General features: G+C 47.0%; 20 protein-coding genes. 7 read left to right on the top strand and 13 right to left on the bottom strand.

The window, feature by feature from the left end:
- Positions 1-542: 542 nt before the first annotated feature.
- From R7127_RS00685 to R7127_RS00705, 5 genes are all read right to left on the bottom strand, one after another.
- The gene (locus tag R7127_RS00685; RefSeq protein WP_318148288.1) at positions 543-1,130 is read right to left on the bottom strand and encodes a hypothetical protein; all 588 of its coding nucleotides are present in this window, start codon (positions 1,128-1,130) and stop codon (positions 543-545) included.
- Positions 1,127-2,290: a tyrosine-type recombinase/integrase gene (locus tag R7127_RS00690; RefSeq protein WP_318148289.1), complete on the bottom strand. Its 1,164-nt coding sequence runs from the start codon at positions 2,288-2,290 to the stop codon at positions 1,127-1,129. The genes R7127_RS00685 and R7127_RS00690 overlap by 4 nt, the downstream gene beginning before the upstream one ends.
- A 317-nt stretch (positions 2,291-2,607) precedes the next feature.
- The gene (locus R7127_RS00695) at positions 2,608-3,843 is read right to left on the bottom strand and encodes a hypothetical protein (protein WP_318148290.1); all 1,236 of its coding nucleotides are present in this window, start codon (positions 3,841-3,843) and stop codon (positions 2,608-2,610) included.
- A 10-nt stretch (positions 3,844-3,853) separates the two neighbouring features.
- A complete protein-coding gene (locus tag R7127_RS00700) occupies positions 3,854-6,754 on the bottom strand; it encodes a site-specific integrase (protein ID WP_318148291.1) in 2,901 nt (966 codons plus the stop codon).
- 2 nt (positions 6,755-6,756) lie between these two features.
- On the bottom strand, positions 6,757-8,382 hold the full coding sequence (locus R7127_RS00705) for a site-specific integrase (protein ID WP_318148292.1): 1,626 nt from the start codon (positions 8,380-8,382) through the stop codon (positions 6,757-6,759).
- Between the two features lie 910 nt (positions 8,383-9,292).
- On the opposite strand from R7127_RS00705, the gene R7127_RS00710 reads away from it, so the two are divergent.
- The 3 genes from R7127_RS00710 (at position 9,293) to galU (ending at position 11,823) form a co-directional block, all read left to right on the top strand.
- A complete protein-coding gene (locus R7127_RS00710) occupies positions 9,293-9,439 on the top strand; it encodes a hypothetical protein (protein WP_318148293.1) in 147 nt (48 codons plus the stop codon).
- A gap of 285 nt (positions 9,440-9,724) precedes the next feature.
- On the top strand, positions 9,725-10,891 hold the full coding sequence (locus tag R7127_RS00715) for a nucleotide sugar dehydrogenase (RefSeq protein ID WP_025532739.1): 1,167 nt from the start codon (positions 9,725-9,727) through the stop codon (positions 10,889-10,891).
- Positions 10,892-10,953: 62 nt separating this feature from the next.
- Positions 10,954-11,823: a UTP--glucose-1-phosphate uridylyltransferase GalU gene (galU, locus tag R7127_RS00720; protein WP_025532740.1), complete on the top strand. Its 870-nt coding sequence runs from the start codon at positions 10,954-10,956 to the stop codon at positions 11,821-11,823.
- 49 nt (positions 11,824-11,872) lie between these two features.
- Here galU and R7127_RS00725 read toward each other — a convergent pair whose 3' ends face one another.
- The gene (locus R7127_RS00725) at positions 11,873-13,222 is read right to left on the bottom strand and encodes an MBL fold metallo-hydrolase RNA specificity domain-containing protein (RefSeq protein WP_025532741.1); all 1,350 of its coding nucleotides are present in this window, start codon (positions 13,220-13,222) and stop codon (positions 11,873-11,875) included.
- A 426-nt stretch (positions 13,223-13,648) separates the two neighbouring features.
- Between R7127_RS00725 and R7127_RS00730 the strand changes: the two genes are divergently transcribed.
- Positions 13,649-14,236, top strand: coding sequence for a YrbL family protein (locus R7127_RS00730; protein WP_229651917.1), 588 nt, complete (start codon positions 13,649-13,651; stop codon positions 14,234-14,236).
- Between the two features lie 162 nt (positions 14,237-14,398).
- On the opposite strand, the gene tpiA is transcribed toward R7127_RS00730, so the two are convergent.
- Complete coding sequence (gene tpiA / locus R7127_RS00735) at positions 14,399-15,169, bottom strand: triose-phosphate isomerase (protein WP_014230647.1); 771 nt, start codon at positions 15,167-15,169, stop codon at positions 14,399-14,401.
- Positions 15,170-15,432: 263 nt separating this feature from the next.
- Here tpiA and R7127_RS00740 point away from each other — a divergent pair, with 263 nt between their 5' ends.
- Positions 15,433-15,780 (top strand): 5-carboxymethyl-2-hydroxymuconate Delta-isomerase, encoded by a 348-nt coding sequence (locus R7127_RS00740; protein WP_025532742.1) that lies wholly within the window; start codon positions 15,433-15,435, stop codon positions 15,778-15,780.
- A 100-nt stretch (positions 15,781-15,880) separates the two neighbouring features.
- The gene (locus tag R7127_RS00745; protein ID WP_025532743.1) at positions 15,881-16,306 is read left to right on the top strand and encodes a DUF805 domain-containing protein; all 426 of its coding nucleotides are present in this window, start codon (positions 15,881-15,883) and stop codon (positions 16,304-16,306) included.
- A 75-nt stretch (positions 16,307-16,381) separates the two neighbouring features.
- Here R7127_RS00745 and R7127_RS00750 read toward each other — a convergent pair whose 3' ends face one another.
- From R7127_RS00750 to glpX, 3 genes are all read right to left on the bottom strand, one after another.
- Entirely contained in the window at positions 16,382-16,732 is a 351-nt protein-coding gene (locus R7127_RS00750) for a DUF3135 domain-containing protein (RefSeq protein ID WP_025532744.1), read from the bottom strand.
- Between the two features lie 157 nt (positions 16,733-16,889).
- Positions 16,890-17,504, bottom strand: a complete 615-nt coding sequence (locus R7127_RS00755) for a helix-turn-helix transcriptional regulator (protein WP_025532745.1) — start codon at positions 17,502-17,504, stop codon at positions 16,890-16,892.
- Between the two features lie 130 nt (positions 17,505-17,634).
- Entirely contained in the window at positions 17,635-18,642 is a 1,008-nt protein-coding gene (gene glpX / locus R7127_RS00760; protein ID WP_025532746.1) for a class II fructose-bisphosphatase, read from the bottom strand.
- 347 nt (positions 18,643-18,989) lie between these two features.
- Here glpX and zapB point away from each other — a divergent pair, with 347 nt between their 5' ends.
- Positions 18,990-19,232, top strand: coding sequence for a cell division protein ZapB (gene zapB / locus R7127_RS00765; RefSeq protein ID WP_014230654.1), 243 nt, complete (start codon positions 18,990-18,992; stop codon positions 19,230-19,232).
- A 73-nt stretch (positions 19,233-19,305) separates the two neighbouring features.
- Here the strand turns inward: zapB and rraA are convergent, their stop codons facing one another.
- The 3 genes from rraA to hslU all read right to left on the bottom strand — a co-directional run bounded on the left by rraA (position 19,306) and on the right by hslU (position 22,429).
- Positions 19,306-19,848 carry a ribonuclease E activity regulator RraA gene (gene rraA, locus R7127_RS00770; RefSeq protein ID WP_014230655.1) on the bottom strand — a complete coding sequence of 181 codons (543 nt, stop codon included), beginning with the start codon at positions 19,846-19,848 and terminating at the stop codon, positions 19,306-19,308.
- Between the two features lie 76 nt (positions 19,849-19,924).
- A complete protein-coding gene (locus R7127_RS00775; protein WP_014230656.1) occupies positions 19,925-20,842 on the bottom strand; it encodes a 1,4-dihydroxy-2-naphthoate polyprenyltransferase in 918 nt (305 codons plus the stop codon).
- 255 nt (positions 20,843-21,097) lie between these two features.
- Complete coding sequence (gene hslU / locus R7127_RS00780) at positions 21,098-22,429, bottom strand: HslU--HslV peptidase ATPase subunit (RefSeq protein ID WP_014230657.1); 1,332 nt, start codon at positions 22,427-22,429, stop codon at positions 21,098-21,100.
- Positions 22,430-22,447: the final 18 nt, after the last annotated feature.

The raw sequence follows: 22,447 nt of genomic DNA on the forward strand, positions 1-22,447 counted from the left end.
TTTCATTATATCGACTAATTTTAGCTCAAATTCTATAACTCCAAAAGCTCGTTTTTAAGTATCTATCTAATTATCTTATTCAGTAGGGGTTAGGAGAGATAAGTTTCAATATTCAATTTTTGTTGTTTTTGGAAAAGTGTATGAAGGAATAGACGAAGAAAATCGCAGTTTTAGGAAACTGCGATATTTACATACGTGACCTGTGACAGAGGCTAGTTAAAATGCAACATCAATACGAGGGCCCCCATGTGGGAGCCCTCGTCGTTGTTTGCCCAGCAAAGCTGGCAACCCCCTTCATTTGAAAGAAAGTGGAGTTATCGTGACTAAGGGGAATGCAATCCGAATGGCAAGGGCGTCACTGGCTAATGGTGGCTAATGGTCAGAATGCCAAATCCTGCAATGAAAGTTACCAACAATGTTGAAAACAACAAACTGTCCCCACAAAGCGTACAACACATGATCCTAAGATTAGCATTGTGCGACCAATCGAGGTGATATGGAGTATGCATGAGCTGTATACGAGACCCATACGTACGGCTCTGTTAGAGGGATGTAGTCCAGGGCAAGGGTAATTGGAAATATTGAAATTGCCCGACATGAAAACAAAGGGGTATGCTGTTTTGAACATAACAAAAGCTCTGCTTTTGGTTTGACAATTCAACAAGCACCATATCATTGGTATACCCAATTTGCGATTTAGGCTCTATTAGCTTGTGGTGTATGGCAAAGCACAACGTCCGAGACAGACTGAAATGACGCTCCCAAATTTCGATGACATCCACTTGATTATTCGCATATTGGATCGCCGAGTAATATTTTACTAGAGGAAGTTCAGGGTATTTTAGGTGCAGTTCGACATCCTCACACATGATAGGCAGGTTCTCAACAACCAAAGCATGATGACGATCCAGTGCACGTTGACAATCGGGCTTGTACTTGAGCGTTTGATAGAAATGGTTCGCTAGCCTCTCAATCGCCTGTTGGTGTGCGAGTGCTTGAGGTATCCCAGCTGCCTTTAAATGTACATAAACTTTAGGGTTCTGCCCCCCGAGCGCAAAAGCGGCGATTTGTTGGTATTGTGTGAGGCTTTTCAGAAAATGCTCGGGTTTCTCAAAGGTGAGGATCGTCATTGTGCGCCTCCTGACATCATGGCAGTGAACGCTTGCCCATCAATACGAGAAGCGTTAGCGACATAAGGCGCATACACGTCGAACAACAGTTGAGTATCACTGTGCCCAAGCATATGAGAGATATAAAGTGGGTTCTCATGAGCCGCAATATGGAGCACGGCAGCCGTGTGTCGGGTTTCGTAGGCGCGGCGCTTTTTAAGCCCCGCTTTGCCAAGCGTTGGATGCCAAATTTTTTTACTCACCCAGTGGGTGTCTAAGCCCTGGCCTTTCCTATTGGTGAACACAAACGTATCACTGGTATAAGGGCTGTTTTTTTGGCGTAGGAACAGCTCATAAAGCGTATCGTTCATGACTAAATCACGTCGGGATTTCGGCGTTTTCACATCGCACACCGCCCCATTGACCAGATTTTGTCGTATTCGGATCAGGCGGTGGTCAAAATCAATGTGCTCCCAGCACAGTCCGTGTACTTCACAGCTTCGCATGCCTGTCCAAAATCGTAGCTGGAAATAATCTCGCCAGTGCGCATCCACACACGCGAGAAAGTGGTGCACCTCTTCGGCGGTCAGCGGTTTGGACTCGGCCTTCTCTTCTCGAAGCGATTTATAACGGCGAAACGGGTAATCAAATTTGAGCTCTTCGGCGGCCAAACTGACGATGGCAATCAATGGCCAGAGAATATTGTTGATGCGTTTGTTGGTCAGTTTTCTTGTGCCACTGCTTTTGGTGCGCTCTTTCAAAGACTGACGAAAGAAATCCACTTGAGACAGGGTGATTTCGGATACCAGTGTGTTACCAAACTCGGGGAGGAGGTAGCATTCTAAGGTGTTCCAGACCACACGTTGATAGCTGGGTTTCCAGTTGGCCTTTTGGCGCTCATACCACTGCTTGGCGTAGACATCAAAAAAAGGATAAAGGTGATCGGGGCATTTGGCGCGTTGCAGCGCCTCAAAAGTGGCGACTTTTTTGCTGTGTGGAAAATAGTCGCGGTACTGGAACGTCCCCAAATCGATTTCCGCATTCATCTGTTTCAGGGTCGCCTGCGCGAGCTTGAGGTTTTTGGGCGTGGCCATCTGCTTGGTACCTTCACGAAAACGCTGTCCGTACAAGTGCAGATCGAATTGAATGCGCCCGTTGGGGCGGATGCGAATATGAGCCATAGTGGTCTCCATCGGTGCCAGATTGATAAATAGATCTGTCCCTCACCGATGGAATTCGCTAGAATCGTGCCATCGGCTGGGATCGTGTTAAACGTCGGTGCAGCCGGTACGGGGTAGGGAGGTTGCAGCCTTCCTATCCCAACTGCTTGTCTTTATCTCTTCGAAATCCCGAGAACCCTCGGCACCTCTCAAGTCTTCAGTCCAATAAAAGGAAATTGATAACCCTCTATTGGATAAAAGATTACTTAATACTATAGTTGCAGCTGGATGTTTGTCCAGTATTTGCGCCCCATTATTTTTCATCAGGCGCAAAACGGTCAAACGTCATCAAAGCCGATCATATCGCCTTGCTTGCCAGAGAGATCCTGCTCAAGCTCTTTTTCGGCCTCAATACGCTGCTTCAGTTCAGCCAGTTTTGAGGTCGCCAATTCCAACGGCACGCTAACATAAGGGTGTTCTTTGTCTTTATCATTATGAAACCCCAACTTTCGCTCACCATGCGTATTTTTCAATACGGTCAGCTTGATTGCTTTTGCACCGGTAATATCTTTAATTTTTACTTTAGTGATGGCATTGAGGTTCACGGCATAAACTTGTGGGTGGGTGACGCTAATATCCGCTGTGTGCAGACGCATAACGCTGCCCGCACTTGAGAGTGCGCCTAGATAAACGTTCTCAGAAGCAATATAAAGAAGCGCCTGATTAGCCTTACTTACTTCTTCAATGTTTTTAAAGTCTTGAAGCTCCTTTTTGAACTCAAAGATATTGATCACTATTTTTGCTTCCAGCTCGTAGTGTTGTTGCTGTTTCTCACGATAGGCGCGCAGTGGTGCCAGTGAGTGGCTCAGCGTCGTGATCCCATCGCTAAAAATGGCTTGTTCATCATCTAAATACATCGACAGCGCCGGTTTATGGGTCGAGTGGGCCAAATACGCCATTGACGCCATGGCCTCGGGGGTTAATGTCATATTGAAGTCCACGTCTAACGTGTCAGGCAGTGGAAAAGGCAAGATGTCATTGTCACGTTCAATGCGAACCATACGGTCTTCTTTGCTGAGTTCAAACACTTGATAGGGCACATAGGTTTCAGCGGTGTTGAGGATTGCAATGGCTTGGTCCGTTTTTAAGGTACGCGTGGATTTGGTGTTGATGGCGTTATAAAACGCGAGGTGGTGCTCACACGCAGGTTGCGACTCGGCATAGCGAAACGAGTTCAGATCTGTGATCCCCTCGAGTGTCAGGTGGGAGGGGGTGCGTGTATCTATGACCTTGAGTGTGATGGGCTCTTTTTTCTGCAATTTTGTTGCTTGTCCTTGCCAGTATTGGCGAAAGGCGGTCGCGCTGAACGACCAGGTGCCTGTCGGAAGTTCCGGATTGTCTTCTTTGGGGATCGTGACTTGGCAGAGATCACTGCTCGGTCCGCCAATCATTGTAATGTCAGCATGATGGCTGATCACCAGCGTAATAAAGGGGTTGGGATCGCCATGTCTGATGCGTTGAGTGAAGTGTGTGATGCTTTCATGCGTTTCAGGTTGGAAAGTTAATGTTTTCATGCGGCTATCCTTATAAGTTTGGTTGGGTATGGCGTGTCCACCACTGGTGAAATTCATGTCGCGCAGCGAGTGGGAGATTGGGAATAGATAACGTCAAAGTGAGGTAGGTTTTCCCTGCGTTGTGGATGCGTTTTTCTGCCGTGTCGCCGGGTTTAAGTAGCTGATGTTGGATGAACGCCCACTTTTTACTGTCCAGGCGTTTTCGGTTTTGATGAAGCGTCATATGGAGCTGGGCATCAATACCGATTGAACGAAGCGCATTCAGCGCTTTTTGTGTTTTCTGATTACACGGACCTTCAAAGATGAAGTTGTGCGCCTGTGTCAGCATTAAAGGCCCCAGTGTTTTCAGCGCGGAGAGGGCGGTTTTCTCGATGAGAAATGGTTTGTGCTGTCCGAATGTTTGCCACACCTTGCTAATGGCGGCAAACGTCTGTTGGCCGGTGTGCAACATGTGCAGGCAAGCCTGAGTCTGCCACATAAATTCGACATGCTGCGGATTGGCGCAACGCAAGGCTTGTTGCTCAGTGGTGTGATTCCATAGGGTTATCCAATCGTTATCATTGAACTGCGTGTCGGGGTTGGGGCCAGGCATGGAGACCCTGCGAACATTCAGCCGTCCCATCAATAATCCGTTGAGTTGCTCATGAGTCAGTATTGGGTGATACGACTTTTTCTCTGGTACCGAGAGGGTGGCATATTCAGGCACCAATAATGTGAGGATGCGGGAAACATCATTGGATTGGGTAGACAGACCAAAGATATAGCGCAGCTCAGCACGACTATAGCGGCGCTGTTGAGGCACAAAAAATGGGGTGACCCACTCCATGCCATGAAGGTAATGCAGTCGGGTTGTTGCGTAATATTGGTGTCCCAACTGGCGACCAATTTCATCAAACAGCAGCGCATTATTAACGTGCCCAAATTCTCGGCCTTGTAACCAGTATTGAAATCTGGCATTCACCATGGACTCTGCGAGCAAATGGGAGGTAATGGGCTGCTCAACGCCTTTCATCGAGGCTTCGCTGAAACGTCCACATGCAAGGTGAAGCCCTTGGCGGTAGAGTAATGTGGCCCCAGCATGGCGCAAGTGATGAAACCGGACGCGTTTACCAAACCGTGCTTTGAGGGCTTTGGATATCGGCTTAAGGTAATGGCGTTCACGAGAACTTTTGCTTTCACCAATGAAACCAAGAAAGGGCGTTTTGGGCTGACAGGTTTGCTTGAGTGACATCACCAATCGAATAAGCTTGGCCGCGGCCTCGGGGAGCACCATGTACACCCAACGAGGTTTCCCTCCTTTGGGACCTCCTTCGCTGGTACGGGTGATCCGAACATCAAAATGGGCCCCTTTTCTGGTGGTACAGCGAATATCTTTCATCCTGAGCCGCAGGACTTCGCCTCGCCGTAAGCCACCATAATAACCGAGTAACGTGGCCACACTGCTGAATAGCCGTTGCAATGGAGAGCCGCCGCCAGACAACAGGGTTGTGGTCAGACTGTGAACATCCTCTGCGCCCAGCGATAACGCATCCACTTTTGTTGGCCGAACTGGCTTGTCAAAGACACGAAGATCCAGCTCAGAGGTGAGCGCCTGCTGGGTCAAAAAACGGAAAAAGCGATACATAAACCATTGGGATTGCTCGTCTCGTAATGCGCCATATACGGTGTTTGCCCACGCCTGAAGCGTATTTTTTTGCGTGGCAACCTCGTAGGAGAGCGGGTGTGTGACAAGATCTGTGGCCACATTGGCATAGCGTGTAATGCTGCTCGCCGCAAGGGTGCCTTTTTTTACGCCGCCCAGTCGGTGTAGTTCTTCTACATAGTCATACACCAGTCGAGGGAGAATGTTGTGGCGATCGAATGGCGGCTGAGCAGGCCTCGTTGCGCGGCGGCCGTCAATGAATTTAAGCAGCGCTTTATGTGGCCAATGTCGAAATGGTCGCTTGGCTCGATGTTCCCCCTCCATCTCGTTTGAATGCAGATCGTGCTCAGCAAAGATGTGCTCCATTTGCTGACGATTCAATGAGGCAATGCCATGGGATCTGGGGCTGACATGGCGCAGCGGATCGGAAAAGTCGTTGAGCACTTCTGGGGGTAAGTGGTAGCGATGGAGCCATAACGCTTGTAAAGCACGATGCCAGTTGAGGGCACTCAGTGGACGTTGGTCAGGATAGTAACCAACCAGCCACTGGTTTAAGGCGTCGAGCAGTTTCTTCTCTTTCCGTGCTGTGGTGTTGAGTGGTGTGAGCGTCTGCCAGTGGGTAAAAGCTCTCGCTGCCAGTGGGGGGATGGCGTAGCGCGTAAAACTTGCCGGTTCATCATCGTCAAAATAGGACAGTTTTTTGGGGTGCGTAATTCTGATGGTCAGCATGCCGTCCACCCACTCCAGTGGTTGTGGGTCCATAAGACGCTCGCACCAATAGTGTAAGGGAAACGGTGCCACGTCCACCATTAACGTGATCGCTACCCAAGCAACGTTAAAGTCTGATCGCTGCATGACGTGCAATGGCAGCGCTTGGCAATATGCACGATAGATGAGGTCGGCGATTTCACTGTGTTGATAAATCGCCACCATTGAATTGTGTTGGTGGTCAATAAACTGCTTTGTTTTGGTTTCGGGCAGACGCCAACCACAAAGCTGCTGGAGATACAGTAAGACTTCATCTCTCGCTTGCTTAAGCACGCTTTGCCTCCCCGAGGGGATGAGATGAATGTCGTGATTCATTGCGGCTAACTCAGACTGTTCAAGTGCTCTGGGGTGCGTGCTGTATGTGTCTATTTTGTTTAAGATCTCACTGATCTCGTCTAATGGTGCGTGGTTGAGCGATTGCTGCGCGTAAAATTGCGCGACCGTGTGCGTCTCTGAATGCAGCGGCTTTGCGCCGGGGTGATCTAAAGCGGGATGGGCCATGTTCAATTCTCCTGTTGTGCAATCGATGAGTCAGAGTCAAGCTGCAACGCCTGAGCCCACTGCGCCAGATGATGGCTAAGTACGTGATGAACCGCAGAGAAACTGTAGTGATCACCCAAATGCTCGCCAACGTTGCTGTGTCCCATCAGGCTATCCACTTGCTGCGTGGTCAGTCTTGGGTTGGTGGCCAATAGCGCGTGCTGTGCAAAGGAGTGGCGCAGTTGGTAAGGAACGACCGATTTGGCCGCGGTCATTGACGGGGTTTGGGCAAAGCACGCCTGCCAGTGTTGCACCATAAACTGACGCAGTTGTTTGGCGCGGCAAGGTTGAGTGCAGTTGGCTTCATCAATCCAATACCAGAGCAGTCGATTGGCGTTGGACGAAGTCGGCTCAAGGGCGTCTAGGGTGCGACGCTGCAGCGCTTGGAATTGCTGAATTTTCCCTTTAAGGTGATCACACAGCTCGATACTGCGATAACGCCCCTTGTCTTTGATCAGCGCAAAGCGCAGATCAAAACAGTGTTGGCGTTCGATGGAGATGTGGTGGGTCGGGCGTGTGCCCGTCAGCAGAACGAAGAGCAGTGACAGCTCCAATGCTTTTGCATTGTGATAATGTCGCAGCGCTTCGTCATCGTGACAGTTCAACGGGGCAAGCGACGCCACTTGTGTGTGTAGGTAGTGAAAAAACACGTTGAGATCTGACATCGCCAGCGCTCGATGAGAGCCAAAATAGGTCGCGGGGAGCTCGATATAGGTGCGCGTCCCCTCGGTGATTTCCATGTGATAGGCACAGATCGCGCCCGTTTGCTGTAGGTAGGCTGGTAATGTCATCGTCTGACTCAATAGTGGGTGTGCGGAGTGCCGGCTTGGGGTGGTTAATTCACAATACGGGCTAAGCTGGTTTTCATTGATGGCACTGGCCAAACGGCCTAAATATCGATTGTGCGCGCAAAAAATCTCATAACGAATGTGATTGCTGCTCAGTTTTTGATAGGCAATCGCACTGCCATGGTGTGCCTGGCCGATCAATATGGTTTTGGCCGGGGTGGATAAAAACGGGTCGATGCTGGCTTCGTGAGATAAGTACGAGAATAAGCGGTCTTTACGCAGCATATGGTGGTGACGAAGGGGGGCTGGAGCCCGCCACTTTCGCCCCTTGAGTGTCCAGAACAGCGCTTGTTTTTGCTCTTGGGTTAATGCCAAGTCATCGTCATGGTGAGTCAGCCAATAACTAAACAGGGGATTGAGCGCGCTTGGGAACGGTTGCCAGAGGTATTGCGTGCCGGCCTGACAGGGATAGGCTACGGCGTACTCGATCCACGAAATGCCATTTGTTCGAATTCGGCGCAGGCAATGCGCACGGCAGTCAGCGGTCGCAGTGACTAACGCCAGCGTTGGGATATCTTTTGCATCCGTTAACCCTTCGAGGCTGCCCGTGATCCATAGGTAGAGAAAGTACAGGTGGAACAGGGTCAATTCGGTGCTTGAATGAGGGCGTTTACCTCGCGCTTTAGGGCGAAGTTCATTCATCGCGGTGGCCAGTGTCAGGCTCGCGCGATAGGCGTCAATCGGCACGCCGCCTGAATTGGCGGCCCGATGACGTTTTTTTTCATGTTGTTGATAGGACATATCGGTTCCTTAATGACAAAAAGGCGATCGAAACCCATACGCGGACGGACATTGCGACAGGCAATGCGAAGCCTCGCGAAAGGCGATCAAAAAAATACATTCGTAGTGTGAGTGAGGAACGCTATCGTCTGCCGTCAAAGGCGGCAGCTCAGTTCCGAGTTCGAGCGTGTGTTGTGAAGTGAAGGGTTCACAAGTGCCCGGATCGCTTGCAGACCGCCTTCTTATGAGGCGGCTGAAGGTTCAAGTTTTAATCAACTTGATTAGAGTTAGGTTCAGCGGTATTGGCACTGAAATCGTTGAGTCGAAACCTCAATTTCTTGAAGCCTCTGTAGGCCGTGAGCGCGAGCTGTTAGGCATTTCTGTTGGCAAGCGCCAAAGAATTGGAGTTTTCATTGACTGTCATTCCATAGGCGCAGCACACCGTTCAACATCTATGTTGCGGCTGACCTTTAGGACGACAATCCGAATTTAATTATTTCATGCCCCCACTCGTGCCAAGACGGCGATCAGCGTCGAAAACGCCGACCTGAATAGGCAAGGGTGTGGGTTGATATCGTCTCCGACATCGCACCGTTCTTGTGAGAGAACATCGCAAGAGTGCGGATCACGATTCATTATTTATTCATTGATGAAAACGACATGACGCTACCATCGTCCTCCTGGAGCCTGGACTCCCCTCCGACTTGGTATGCCATGAGCATAATCACCAAGTGCTGACGGCTCTGTTTGATCACTCAAACCGCCACCGACAACAAGTTTTAGCCTGATAGCAGGCTTTATTTTTTTAGGGCGAGCAGTGATTGCCAGCCGTTTTGTTTTTAGGGCGAGGGGTTATTGCCCGCCGTTTTGTTTATGTGTTTCTTTTGACAGAGCAAACGGTGAACGATTACCCATTTATCCAGAGTAAACAATGAACTACGATTGTCAAGAAAAGTTCGATGACGATGGCGCTCACTTCTCACTTCTCATTTCTCACTCTGAGCGCGGTCGCTCTGGCGCTTTTTCCGGTGGATACGCCGCAGGCAGGCGTGTGGTAAACACTAGTGACACGGGGTAAAAGGCTCGCGTTCATCTCAGTGTTTGGTCAACAACAACTGTCTCAATTGGCCATTTTGAGGCAGAAAGTTGTCTCAGGGTAAAATTAGATATTTGTTAAAGCGTTGAATTTATTAGCTATTGTTGAATGGTCTTTGACAGGGGTCTAATGTGCCCAAGCCTTTGGGGGCTCTTTTTGCAAAAACCTCACCCCCCGCGAGACCACCGCGGCTTTGCGGACGCAAACGCTAGTCGCACTTTGCCGATTCTGATATGCTCTAAGTAGAGATTACGTAAGGATTAAACGATGAAAATAGCAGTAGCAGGTACCGGTTATGTTGGCTTGTCGAACGCCATGCTGTTAGCGCAGAACCACGAAGTTGTAGCGCTCGATATCATTGCCGAAAAGGTTGAGTTGCTAAACAACAAGCAATCCCCAATCGTGGATGCGGAAATCGAAGATTTTCTCGCGAATAAGCCACTCAACTTTGTTGCCACGACAGACAAAGAATCGGCATATCGCGAAGCCAAGTACGTTGTTATCGCGACACCCACCGACTATGATCCGACGACTAACTATTTTAATACCTCTTCAGTCGAAGCGGTGATCAACGATGTGATGACCATTAATCCCGATGCGGTAATGGTCATTAAGTCAACGGTACCGGTCGGTTATACCGCTCGTATCAAGCAAGAACTAGGTTGCGAAAATATCATCTTCTCACCAGAGTTTCTGCGTGAAGGTAAAGCGCTTTACGACAACCTTCATCCATCTCGTATTATTGTTGGTGAGCGTAGTGAGCGTGCTGAGACCTTCGCAGGTTTGTTAGTTGAAGGGGCAGTAAAGGAAGATATTCAAGTCCTGTTTACGGATTCAACAGAAGCTGAAGCGGTTAAGCTGTTTTCAAATACCTACCTGGCGATGCGCGTTGCGTACTTTAATGAACTCGATTCCTATGCGGAAGCGCATGGCCTAGATGCTCGTCAAATCATTGAAGGGGTTGGTTTAGACCCTCGTATAGGTAATCACTACAATAATCCATCATTCGGTTATGGTGGTTACTGCTTACCAAAAGATAGCAAGCAACTACTGGCGAACTATCAAGATGTACCCAACAACATCATTGGTGCGATTGTAGATGCAAACCGCACACGAAAAGACTTCATTGCAGAGTCGGTCATCAAACGTCAGCCTAAGGTAGTCGGTATCTACCGCCTGATCATGAAAGCCGGCTCCGATAACTTCCGCGCATCTTCTATCCAGGGCATCATGAAGCGCATCAAAGCAAAAGGCATTGAAGTCTTGGTGTATGAGCCTGTTCTTCAAGAAGAGGAGTTCTTCAACTCCCGTGTGGTTAAAGACTTCAATGAGTTTAAACAGACTGCTGATGTGATCGTTTCAAACCGCATGGTAGAAGAACTGGCTGACGTCGCTGATAAAGTCTATACACGTGACCTGTTTGGTAGCGATTAATTTCAATTTTCTTAAAGCTAAAGGCTCCTTCCGTGGAGCTTTTTTTCAGTTGGTAATTAAAAATGATAAAAAAATGTCTATTCCCAGCAGCGGGTTACGGTACGCGTTTCTTGCCTGCGACTAAATCCATGCCAAAAGAAATGATGCCAGTGGTCAACAAACCACTCATCGAGTATGGCGTCGAAGAAGCTATTGAAGCAGGCATGGACGGCATGTGTATTGTGACGGGTCGTGGCAAGCATTCACTGATGGATCATTTCGATAAAAACTACGAATTAGAGCATCAAATCAGCGGCAGCAGCAAAGAAGTGCTGCTAGATGATATTCGTAGTTTGATTGATTCAGCGAGCTACACCTATATCCGTCAGCGCGAAATGAAAGGCTTAGGTCATGCTATTCTGACCGGGCGTGAGCTTGTGGGAGATGAACCGTTCGCCGTGGTATTGGCCGATGACCTGTGTGTTAACGAAGACAAAGGTGTGCTGGCGCAGATGGTTGAGTTGTACAAGCAGTTCCGCTGTTCGATTGTCGCCGTACAAGAAGTCCCAGAAACAGAGACGCATAAATACGGTGTGATTGCGGGTGAGATGATCAAAGATGACATCTTCCGCATCGACAATATGGTTGAAAAGCCAGAGCCGGGCACCGCACCAAGTAATCTGGCGATCATTGGTCGCTATATTTTGACTCCGGATATATTCGAATTAATTGAAAATACTGAGCCGGGCAAAGGTGGCGAAATTCAAATCACGGATGCGCTGATGCAGCAGGCACAGAACGGCTGCGTATTGGCGTACAAGTTTAAAGGTCAGCGTTTCGATTGTGGTAGCGTAGAAGGTTATATTGAGGCGACAAATTACTGCTTCGAGAATATTTACAACAAACCTTCGAAAAACCAGGTTGAAGAAGTGCCTGCCGAGAAGGTAGCTTAATTACGTTGGGGCCTAGGTACTTAAGTCCTAGGCCCTATAACCTCATACATCAATAAACCACCGTAAATCCTTTCTTCTCTAACTCCTTCCCCAATACTTGTTGGGCTTCATCTTCCCCATGAATCAAATGAATGGCTTTTGGTTGTGTGGGAATGCCAGTAATAAACTTGAGTAAATCACTTTTGTCTGCATGGGCGGAATAACCAGAAATAGTATGAATCTGAGCATTAACTTGGACTTCTTGATCATCTATCTCAATCTCTGAATTGCCTGATTGTATCTCCTCACCTAACGTGCCTTGAGCTTGATAACCTGCGAATAGCACATCATTTTTCTTATCAGGGAGTAGTGCTTTTAAATAGTTGACGATTCTGCCACCTTCACACATACCAGAAGCGGCCACGACGATGGCAGGTTCATCGGTTGAAGCAAGCCGGTTGACTAGGGCTTTATGCTCGGTGTGACTCTCTACAGTAATACACTGTTCAAACGCGAGTGGGTGGCGTTGATTCTCTAGCCTGTGCTTGGCTTCCTGGCTCCATAACATTTTGAAGCGACGATACGTTTTGGTGACTTCTTTGGCGAGAGGTGAGTCTAAGATGATCGGCAAGGAAGATGCCAAATCATGCTGGTTAATCAGTTGCTCAATGTCAAACAGCAGCTCCTGCGTTCGACCGACACTAAAGGCAGGAATCAAAATTACACCACCGTCTTTTAACGCATGATCAATGATGTTGTTTAAACGCTTTGTACGTGTCGCAATGTCTTCATGTTGTTTATCGCCGTAGGTTGACTCTATAAATAGGTAATCAGCTCTTTTAGGAGGGTGTGGATCGGGTAAAAGTGGCGTATTCGATGGTCCTAAATCTCCAGAGAAAACGACGATTTCACCATTTGACAGTTTAAACTCAACATAGGCGGAACCCAGAATATGACCTGCGGGCTGAAAGCGAACATCTGCGAGAACAGGGAGTTCTATCCACTGCTGATAATCAAAAGGTTTGAGTTGTTTCTTGATGATATTGAGGACTTGTTTTCGCTGGTGGTAGTTTAAACCGAGTTGCAGTTTCAAGCCGTCTTCAAGCATTAAGGGAACGAGTTCCGCTGTGGCTTGCGTGCAATAGATTGGCCCTTTAAATCCAGCAGCCAGTAACCAAGGCAGTCGGCCAATATGATCTATATGAGCGTGAGTGAGAACGAGAGCTTTTATCTGCTCGATAGGAAACTCGATATTCAGTGAGGCATTGCGTCCACCAAAGCTGAAGTCCTTGCCTTGAAATAGTCCACAATCAATCAAAATACTGCCATTGGCGAGCTTAAGCTCATGACAGGAGCCAGTAACGGTATGCTTTCCGCCATGATGGATCACACTGGCGATGTCTGATATTGGTGTCGTCATGCTTTCTCCTTAACTATTCAGCATAGGCGAGCAGGCAGTGAAAGAGTAAGGCTTATGCTTCCGTAGATTAGATGTAATAAGTTGGAAAAGTAACGAAATGCGATGAGGTTAGCACCGAAAAACATTGCCACCTTAAAGGGCTAATAAGGAGAGTTTAGGATATACGGAAATAGTTAGCTGTTGTTAAGTGTATTTGCATTAGTTTACTTTCTGTTTGGATATTCCTGATGTTGCAGGAACTTCTCGGAATGACGGTGTTGAGGAGATGAGCTAGGTCGAGGCTTATCTTACCAAGACGCGAGCGACTCGTCACAGTTTTTCAAGTTCGTGGTACAATTAGTATTAAGTTCAAAGAGTTCCTCTCGTAAATACAACGTAAGCGCTTTCCTGCTGTCGATTACAAGAGAAAACATGTAAAGGTTAAAGATGCAATCAGATCATGAATTCCAAAACTGGACGGTTATCGGTAAAGGTGCAGAGCGAGTTTGTTTTCAAAACCCTTCCAATCCTGCTCAATGTGTTAAGTTGAGCCAGAAAGACGCCGCGAAGCAAACCTATCGAGAAATTGAGTTTTTTGAGCGACTAAAAAAGAAAAGCGTTCAGTTCACGCATATCCCAGAATTTTTGGGGAAGGTGACAACAGAGACTCAAGTTGGCTTTAAGCAGCAAGTGGTTTTGGACGAGGACCTGTCAGTTTCATTAAACCTTACACAATATATTGTGCAGCAAGGGAATGAACTCGATATCGATCATTTGCTGCTGGAGATTCGAATTCTAAAAGATTACTTGATCGAGAACCGAGTTATACCAAGCGATTTAGTGTTGACGAACTTGTTGGTGCGGCAGTCTGAAGGGGCTATTACACTCTATTTGATTGATGGATTTGGTAATACAGAGTTTATTCCGGTATCGGACTTTATCCCTTACCTAATGCATAAGAAGATTAATCGTAAGTTTAAGAAATTTCTAAGGAAAAACTTGCACGTCTTCATCAAGAAGAAAAAAAACAGTTGAAGAGTTAGAGGCTTACGGTAAAAAAATCGATAAGTTTGAAGCCCTGTACCTTTGAAGGTGTTTTATTTGGTAGTTTGATGTTGGTGCGTGAAGGTTTTGAACCGAGATAGAGAAAGGGATGCATTGAGCATCCCTTTGTTATTTGTCTTGTTTAAAACAAGATTAAGCTTTTGCTGCTGCCGCTGCTTTAGCGATTGCTGCGAAGCTCTTCGCGTCTAGAGAAGCACCACCAACTAGAGCACCATCGATGTCTGGTTGTGAGAAGTATGCTTCTGCGTTTTCTGGTTTAACAGAACCGCCGTATTGGATGATTACTTGCTCAGCAACTGCTTCGTCTTTCGCTGCGATTAGTGCACGGATAGAAGCGTGGATGCGTTGTGCATCTTCAGCTGTTGCTGCTTTACCAGTACCGATTGCCCAGATTGGTTCGTAAGCAATGATTGCGCCGTTTAGAGCTTCAACGCCGTAAGCGTCGATAACTGCGTTGATTTGACGAGCACATACTGCTTCAGTTTCACCAGCTTCGTTTTGAGCTTCTGATTCACCGATACAGAAAACTGGTGTTAGGCCGTTTTCTTTAAGGAAGTTAAATTTCTTCGCGATGAACTCGTCTGATTCGTTGTGGTAATCACGACGCTCAGAGTGGCCGATGATGATGTGAGTAGCACCGAAATCTTTCAACATTTCTGGAGACATGTCGCCAGTGAAAGCACCGCTGTTGTTTAGGTCAGTGTTTTGCGCACCTAGAATGATCTTGTTACCGCCTTCTGCGATTACGCGCTCTGCTAGATCGATGTAAAGTGCTGGTGGAGCTACTGCTACGTCAACACCTTCAACGCCTTCAAGCTCAGCGTTAAGACCAGTTAGCAGCTCAGTTACCATCGCTTTGCTGCCGTTTAGTTTCCAGTTACCCATAACTACAGGACGACGCATAGGAATATCTCCGTATTATCTATTAATGATTAATGTAAAAAATCTACGAAAGAATATAACAGAATAATTTGAACAGATCATGATTGGTATCATGTCTTGTTCGGCTTTGTACATCTGGTCAGCGTAGCACTTGTTTCTGTCAGTTTTATCAAAAGCAATCGATTGGTGATCACGTAGACAGAATGATAGTTCATTCCTCGGAAATTGCAGCTTGGATTGGTATTACTACGCACTGGATTTTAATGTTGTAGAAAGGAATCAAAATGCCAAATTTGGTTTTAGAGTATTCGAACTCAGTGGAAGAGCGCGTCAACGTTCAAGGTTTACTAGAAGATTTACATAGAGCAGCGTTGGATTGCGGGCTTTTTGAATTGGCATCAGTGAAGTCAAGAACACTCCGCTGTCATAACTGGCTAATAGGTGAAGAAGGCGACAGTCTGGATTTTATCCATGTAAACTTTGAGTTACTGGCAGGGAGAACGTCAGAACAAAAACGTGCGTTATCCCGAGACTTAATGGTTGTACTTCAAGAGCAAGCCAGCCATGTTCATAGCTTAACGGTGAACATTCGCGATATGGATGTGGAGAGTTTTCAAAAAGTAGTGAATTGATAGAAACAGCTTGTTTCTCGTGTCTTTAGTTTTACGTTGTTCCTTCCTAAAGTGAACGGGCTCGGCTAATCTAGAGTTTTTATTTTCGGGGTAATTGTGAATGTTGACTAAAGAGCTACTGTTTTCTTTTCGAGGACGCATCGGGCGTAAAACGTTTTGGATATGGAACATTATCTATTACGTTTCTATCTTAGGTTTTGGTGTGGGTATCAATCAGCTGTTTCCGGCTTTTTCTCACCTTCTGCTGCCTATTTTTCTCTTGGTCATGCTTATTCCTGATCTCGCAATTACCACAAAGCGCTGGCATGACCGTGATAAATCGATTTATTGGTTAGCGCTGAATATTCCTTTGGTTTTGGGCCGACTCGCTACACCAATGACGAGTCCAGTTTCACAAGAGTCGGCTACGCCGCAACTGTTCATTGCTTCTATATCTTTAATTTGTGGCGTATGGATTTTGGTTGAATGTGGTTTATTAAAAGGAACGAAAGGCCCTAATAAGTACGGTCCTGATCCGGTTGGATAAATGATGCTGCTCGCTAGGACGACGAGTGAGCGTATTGGTAAGTTTAAGGGCGATTATTACAGGATCCGAGAGTCATCAACAATAATCGTCATTGTCCCTCATTGACCTGAATTGAACCACATTACGTGTCTTTTCAGGTTGTGGTGTTCCTTGCAACGCTTCTCTGAACTTCATCACTTGTTTCTGTAGTTCATTCATCAATACCACGTTGACATGATTTGGGTTTTTACAGTTGTTGATCACTCTGTCTATATGGCTCTGCTGCGCCCAAAGTCGTGGCTGCATGCTTTTCGATGCGCCTTCTATCATTTCGCGGGCCTTATCTTGTCGGAATTGCTCAAAAGCTTCCGGGTCATCTTGTGCCATTTGCATCAGTTCGTCGAAAGAGGGCAGAGGTTGCGGTTTGTGAGTACGCAGATTGGCCATCGTTTGTCTCCCAATCCATACGGATAGTTACACTTCGATATTAAAAGCGTATATCACGGAGAAGGGGAGAACGGCGAAATGACTCTGTAGTCTCAGATATAAGAGAGCATTTTCATAGGTGAGTTGTAGGCAGGAGCAGCGTGTTTCTAATCATTACCTACGCTTGAATACGGTATACGCAACGTCGCTGGCCGCTAATGATATGCTCAGTGCGTTCCACACGAGTTTCATCGCCAAGTAGTGCTTGGAACACACTTAGCTCTGACTGGCAGAGACTAGGACAACGTGTAGCAGCTTTACAAATAGGGCAGTGGTTCTCAATTAAGATAAAACCGTGCTCATCTTGCTCTAGTTCTGCCATGTAGCCTTCTTGTTCTCGTAATGAGACGAGCGTTTTCAATTTGCTTTCCAGCGTGTCACATTGCTCAAGATGTAGGCGATAGTTTTGTAACGTGAGCTTTTCGCGTTCAGAGGTCACTTTCTCGAGGCCATCTTTACCAAAGATGTGTTCGACCGCTTCGATGAATTGTACGGTGAGTTCACCATGGCGGTCGGCAAATTGCTCATGGCCTTTTTGAGTGAGAGCCCAGTGTCTGGTCGGGCGACCGACTTTGACTTTGACGTCGTAGATAGACAGGATGCCATCATCTTCTAAACCTTGCAGATGCTGGCGAGCACCCATGGTGGTCATTCCAAGTTCAGAAGAGAGTAGTTTTGCCGTGACAGAGCCGTCACGCTTAACGATTTGCAATATCCTATCTACGGTTTTCATATTCCCACCATTTATATGTCATGACATATTATGCGCGATAGGTTTTGTAAAGAAAAGTGTTGACTTAGTTTTGGTGAGATAAGCGAGATTCTAGGGCCGTTTATCCAGGCCCTAAAATCTCTGATATTTATTAAAGAATAATATCGCGCACTTCTTGGTCTTTACGCTCTAAGTAATGGATCGACTTGATGCGACGGATGGTGCGGCAGCGACCACGAATGAGTAAGGTTTCTGTTGTCGCGATATTGCCCTGGCGAGTAATGCCTTCTAACAGATCACCTTTGGTGATGCCTGTCGCGGAGAAAACAACGTTGTCGCTGCATGCCATGTCTTCCAGTTTCAACACGACGTTTGCTTTCACACCCATCTCTTCACAGCGTTTTAGTTCTGCTGCGCCGTAGATGCGGTTTTCTTCTGTATTACCTTTTACTTCATGACGAGGAAGTAGACGGCCAAGCATGTCACCATCTAGTGCACGAATGACCGCCGCAGAAACTACGCCTTCTGGTGCGCCGCCAATGCAGTACATGACGTCGACTTCGCTGTCTGGCATACAAGTCAGGATTGAAGCAGCCACGTCACCGTCTGGCACAGCAAATACACGTACGCCCATTGCCTGCATTTCTGCGATCACTTTGTCGTGACGAGGCTTAGCCAGCGTGATCACAACTAAAGTGTCTAGAGTTTTGTTCAGGGCCTTGGCGATGTTCTCTAGGTTTTCTTTTAGAGGCTTCTCCAAATCGATAACGCCTTTTGCACCTGGGCCAACCACGAGTTTTTCCATGTACATGTCAGGTGCTTTAAGGAAGCTGCCTTTTTCACCGGCCGCGAGAACCGCTAAAGCATTTGATTGACCCATGGCCGTCATGCGTGTGCCTTCGATAGGATCGACTGCAATATCGACTTCATCGCCACCAATACCCACTTGCTCACCGATGTACAGCATTGGTGCATCATCGATTTCACCTTCGCCAATAACAATTTCACCGCTGATTTCTGTTTTGTTCAGTAGTGTGCGCATAACCTCAACGGCTGCACCGTCCGCTGCGTTTTTATCGCCGCGACCAAGCCATTTATAACCAGCCAGTGCTGCACCTTCAGTAACACGGGAAAATGCCATTGCTAAATCACGTTTCATGATGTCTCCAAGTAAGCAAGAGGGAAGAAGAATTTGCGCGGCGATTTTACCATAACGAGTGTTAAACGTTTGCGTTTTTGCCGAGCTTTTACTTTGGTTAAGTTGAATTTGATCAATACTGAGTGCGTTTTTCTCGTGGCGAGAGGCAAATACCTTGCTCAAAAATGCTTCGGTGATCAGAAAAGTCAGCATTTAGTGAGATTGCGCCGGTTTTTTAACCGAATGATGCAAAATATCGAATATAGTGAGTGTTTCTCGTCGCAACGCTGAGTAGAATGAACCTCATATAGGTAAGGTGCGCGCCTGTCTCGTGCATCATCCCAACGGAACAACATAGGTAGGCCAAGATGTCTTTTGAAGTATTAGCACAACTAGAATCTAAAATTCAAACTGCAGTTGACACAATCACTCTTCTTCAAATGGAAGTTGAAGAGCTGAAAGAAGATAAAGTAAAGCTAGAAGCACAAGCAAACGAGCTTCGCACGCAACGTGAAGAGCTTGAGCAAAAAGCTGAGCAAGCACAGCAAGAGCACGCGCAGTGGCAAGAGCGCATTCGTGCACTACTTGGCAAAATGGAAGAAGTGGAATAATTCTACTTTTCTGTCCAGAATTGAAAACACCCGCTATAAGCGGGTGTTTGTGTATTTGGTGTAGGGAAAAGCGCTAAAGCCTAGGATCTTGTTCCTCTAACTCTTCTTCCTCAACTTCCTCGTCCAGTTCTAGGTCGATATTGAGCGGTTCTGGAGACAGAATGATGCCAGTGCTGTCCGCGTAAATGTAGTCTTCTGGTAGAAAGCTAACGCCGCCAAAGTTCACCGGTACGTCGAGTTCACCTATACCCTGGCTAGATGCGCCGACAGGAATAGAGGCGAGAGCCTGAATGCCAAGGTTCATATCTTCCAGTTCGTCGACTTCACGAACGCAGCCGTATACGACAATGCCTTCCCACTCATTTTCTTCTGCGATGGTTGCGATTTCTGCGTCGACAAGGGCTTTGCGTAAGGAACCACCGCCGTCAATTAGCAGCACGCGACCTAAGCCATCTTGCTCTAACGTTTCACGGATCAGAGAATTGTCTTCAAAACACTTGATGGTGGTGATTTGTCCGGCAAAGGAAGCGCGACCGCCAAAATTACTGAACATTGGTTCAACCACATCTACCTGCTCGAGGTAAATATCACAGAGTGCTGAGGTATTGTATTCCATAGCGTACCTTTCTAAACAGAAACTGGTTGTCTTTGAGTATATCTGGGCATTAAGTCAATGCAATGACAATCCTTTTTTAACTTACCAGAGTTTGAGCTACCACAATTGTTGCAAATAAAACGTTGGTAACCAGCGAGCATTTTACGATCACTGGCATCATAGGTGCGATCTGTGCAGGCTTTTCGGTTTCCCAAACGGCTTTGCCATGATGGGCGACAAAATAAATGCTTAATAAGAATGGCAGACTGATCCAAACCGGTTTGTCCTGAATAAGCAGGTAAACAGCGAAAGCGAGAATAGCACCACCTAATAAGATGAAATGGTACTGCTTGGCTTTCTGTTGTCCTAAGCGCACGGCTACGGTCCGTTTTCCACACTCACGGTCGTTATCAATATCACGCATGTTATTGATATTAAGAACGGCGACGGCCAGTAAGCCGCACCCTAAAGCGGGTAAGAATAGGGTGGTATCGACATGTCCGGTATGCAGGAAATAGGTACCGGATACGCCAAGCAAGCCAAAAAACAGAAAGACAGAAATATCACCCAGTCCGACATAACCGTACGGTTTGCTGCCCATTGTGTAGGCGATGGCGGCGAGGATGGCAAGAATACCCAATCCGATGAAGGTGAGAATACTTTCAAGAGAGCTCAAAGAGTAAAACACTAAGATCAGGCCGGAAATGACGGTTAGCACGATGTTGAAGCCAATTGCCTGCTTCATTTGCTCTTTAGTTACCGCGCCAGACTGTAAAGCACGCAGTGGACCAAGGCGTTTTTCATTGTCGGTTCCTTTTACTGCGTCGCCATAATCGTTGGCCAGATTGGAAAGGATCTGTAACAGAGTCGCGGTGATAAACGCCATCAAGGAAATAGGCAGAGAAAATTGACCCGCAGCATACGCAAGCACACTACCAGTAAGAATAGAGACTAATGCCAGTGGTAATGTTTTGGGACGAGCGGCGTCGAGCCAGATCTGTAGAGATTGTTTCATGGATATTTCGTGCTAGTAACCGATGTGTCCAGTATAAGCATAAAGAAGCAGATGCGCTATTGACCTAAAGCAAGTCAAAGAGAGTCAGGAAGTTAAGGGTTGGTTGAAAAGCGAGGTTCTGGATTTTGAAGTATGAGAATAGCATTTCAAGCACGAGTGCCGGCGATTGCACAAATACACTGATGTTGAATTGTCTCCGCAGAACTAAAAAGCCCAGAGAGTGAAATCTCTGGGCTTTGTTGATTAGCGTGCTTATTAAAGAATAAAGCGGCTTAGATCTTCATCTTCAATTGTATCGCCCAGACGAGCTTGCACGTAGGCAGCGTCAATCACAAACTTAGCGCCAGATTGCTCTGCTGCATCGTAAGAGATTTCGTCCATCAGACGTTCCATAACGGTATGCAGACGACGAGCACCGATGTTTTCGGTGGTTTCATTTACTGTCCATGCGGCTTCAGCAATTCGCGTGATACCGTCTTCAGTAAATTCAATGTCTACATCTTCTGTCTTCATCAACGCGATGTATTGCTCAGTCAATGACGCTTTAGGTTCGGTCAGAATACGTTTGAAGTCGTTACTGCTTAGTGCTTCAAGTTCAACACGAATTGGCAAACGGCCTTGCAGCTCTGGGATAAGGTCAGAAGGCTTCGCGACCTGGAATGCACCAGAAGCCACAAACAAGATATGGTCTGTTTTTACCATGCCGTGTTTGGTTGAAACAGTGCTGCCTTCAATCAGAGGTAGCAGGTCACGCTGAACACCTTCACGAGAAACGTCAGGGCCAGAGCTTTCACCACGTTTACAGATCTTGTCGATCTCATCAATGAAGACGATACCGTTGTTTTCAACGTTGTAAATCGCTGCTTCTTTCAGCTCTTCCTGGTTCACAAGCTTCGCTGCTTCTTCCTCGGCAAGGGCTTTCATCGCATCTTTGATTTTCAGCTTGCGCTTCTTCTTGGTATCGCCCGCTAGGTTCTGGAACATACCTTGAAGTTGGTTGGTCATCTCTTCCATACCAGGAGGCGCCATGATCTCGACACCCATTTGCGGCGCGGCGACATCGATTTCAATCTCTTTATCGTCCAGCTGACCTTCACGTAATTTTTTACGGAAAATCTGGCGAGTGTGTGAGCTATCATCGCTCTGTTCTGCTTGTCCCCAGCTGTCACGAGCTGGTGGCAGTAGTGCATCAAGAATACGCTCTTCAGCTTGCTCTTCAGCGCGGAATTTTACTTTTTCCATCGCTTGTTGATGAGTGAGCTTCACTGCAACATCGGTAAGATCACGGATGATGGTTTCTACTTCTTTACCAACGTAACCTACTTCAGTGAATTTAGTCGCTTCTACTTTAATGAACGGCGCATTTGCAAGCTTCGCGAGGCGGCGTGCAATTTCAGTTTTACCAACACCAGTTGGACCGATCATTAGGATGTTTTTAGGTGTAACTTCGACACGTAGGCTTTCTTCAAGCTGCATACGACGCCAGCGGTTACGAAGAGCAATCGCAACCGAACGTTTTGCTTTGTCTTGACCAATAATATGGCGGTTCAGTTCATGAACGATTTCGCGAGGGGTCATTTCAGACATATTCTTTCCTTACTTCGT

It is taken from the genome of Vibrio sp. 1159 (genome assembly GCF_033340395.1).
In the GTDB taxonomy this organism is placed as follows: domain Bacteria; phylum Pseudomonadota; class Gammaproteobacteria; order Enterobacterales; family Vibrionaceae; genus Vibrio; species Vibrio alginolyticus.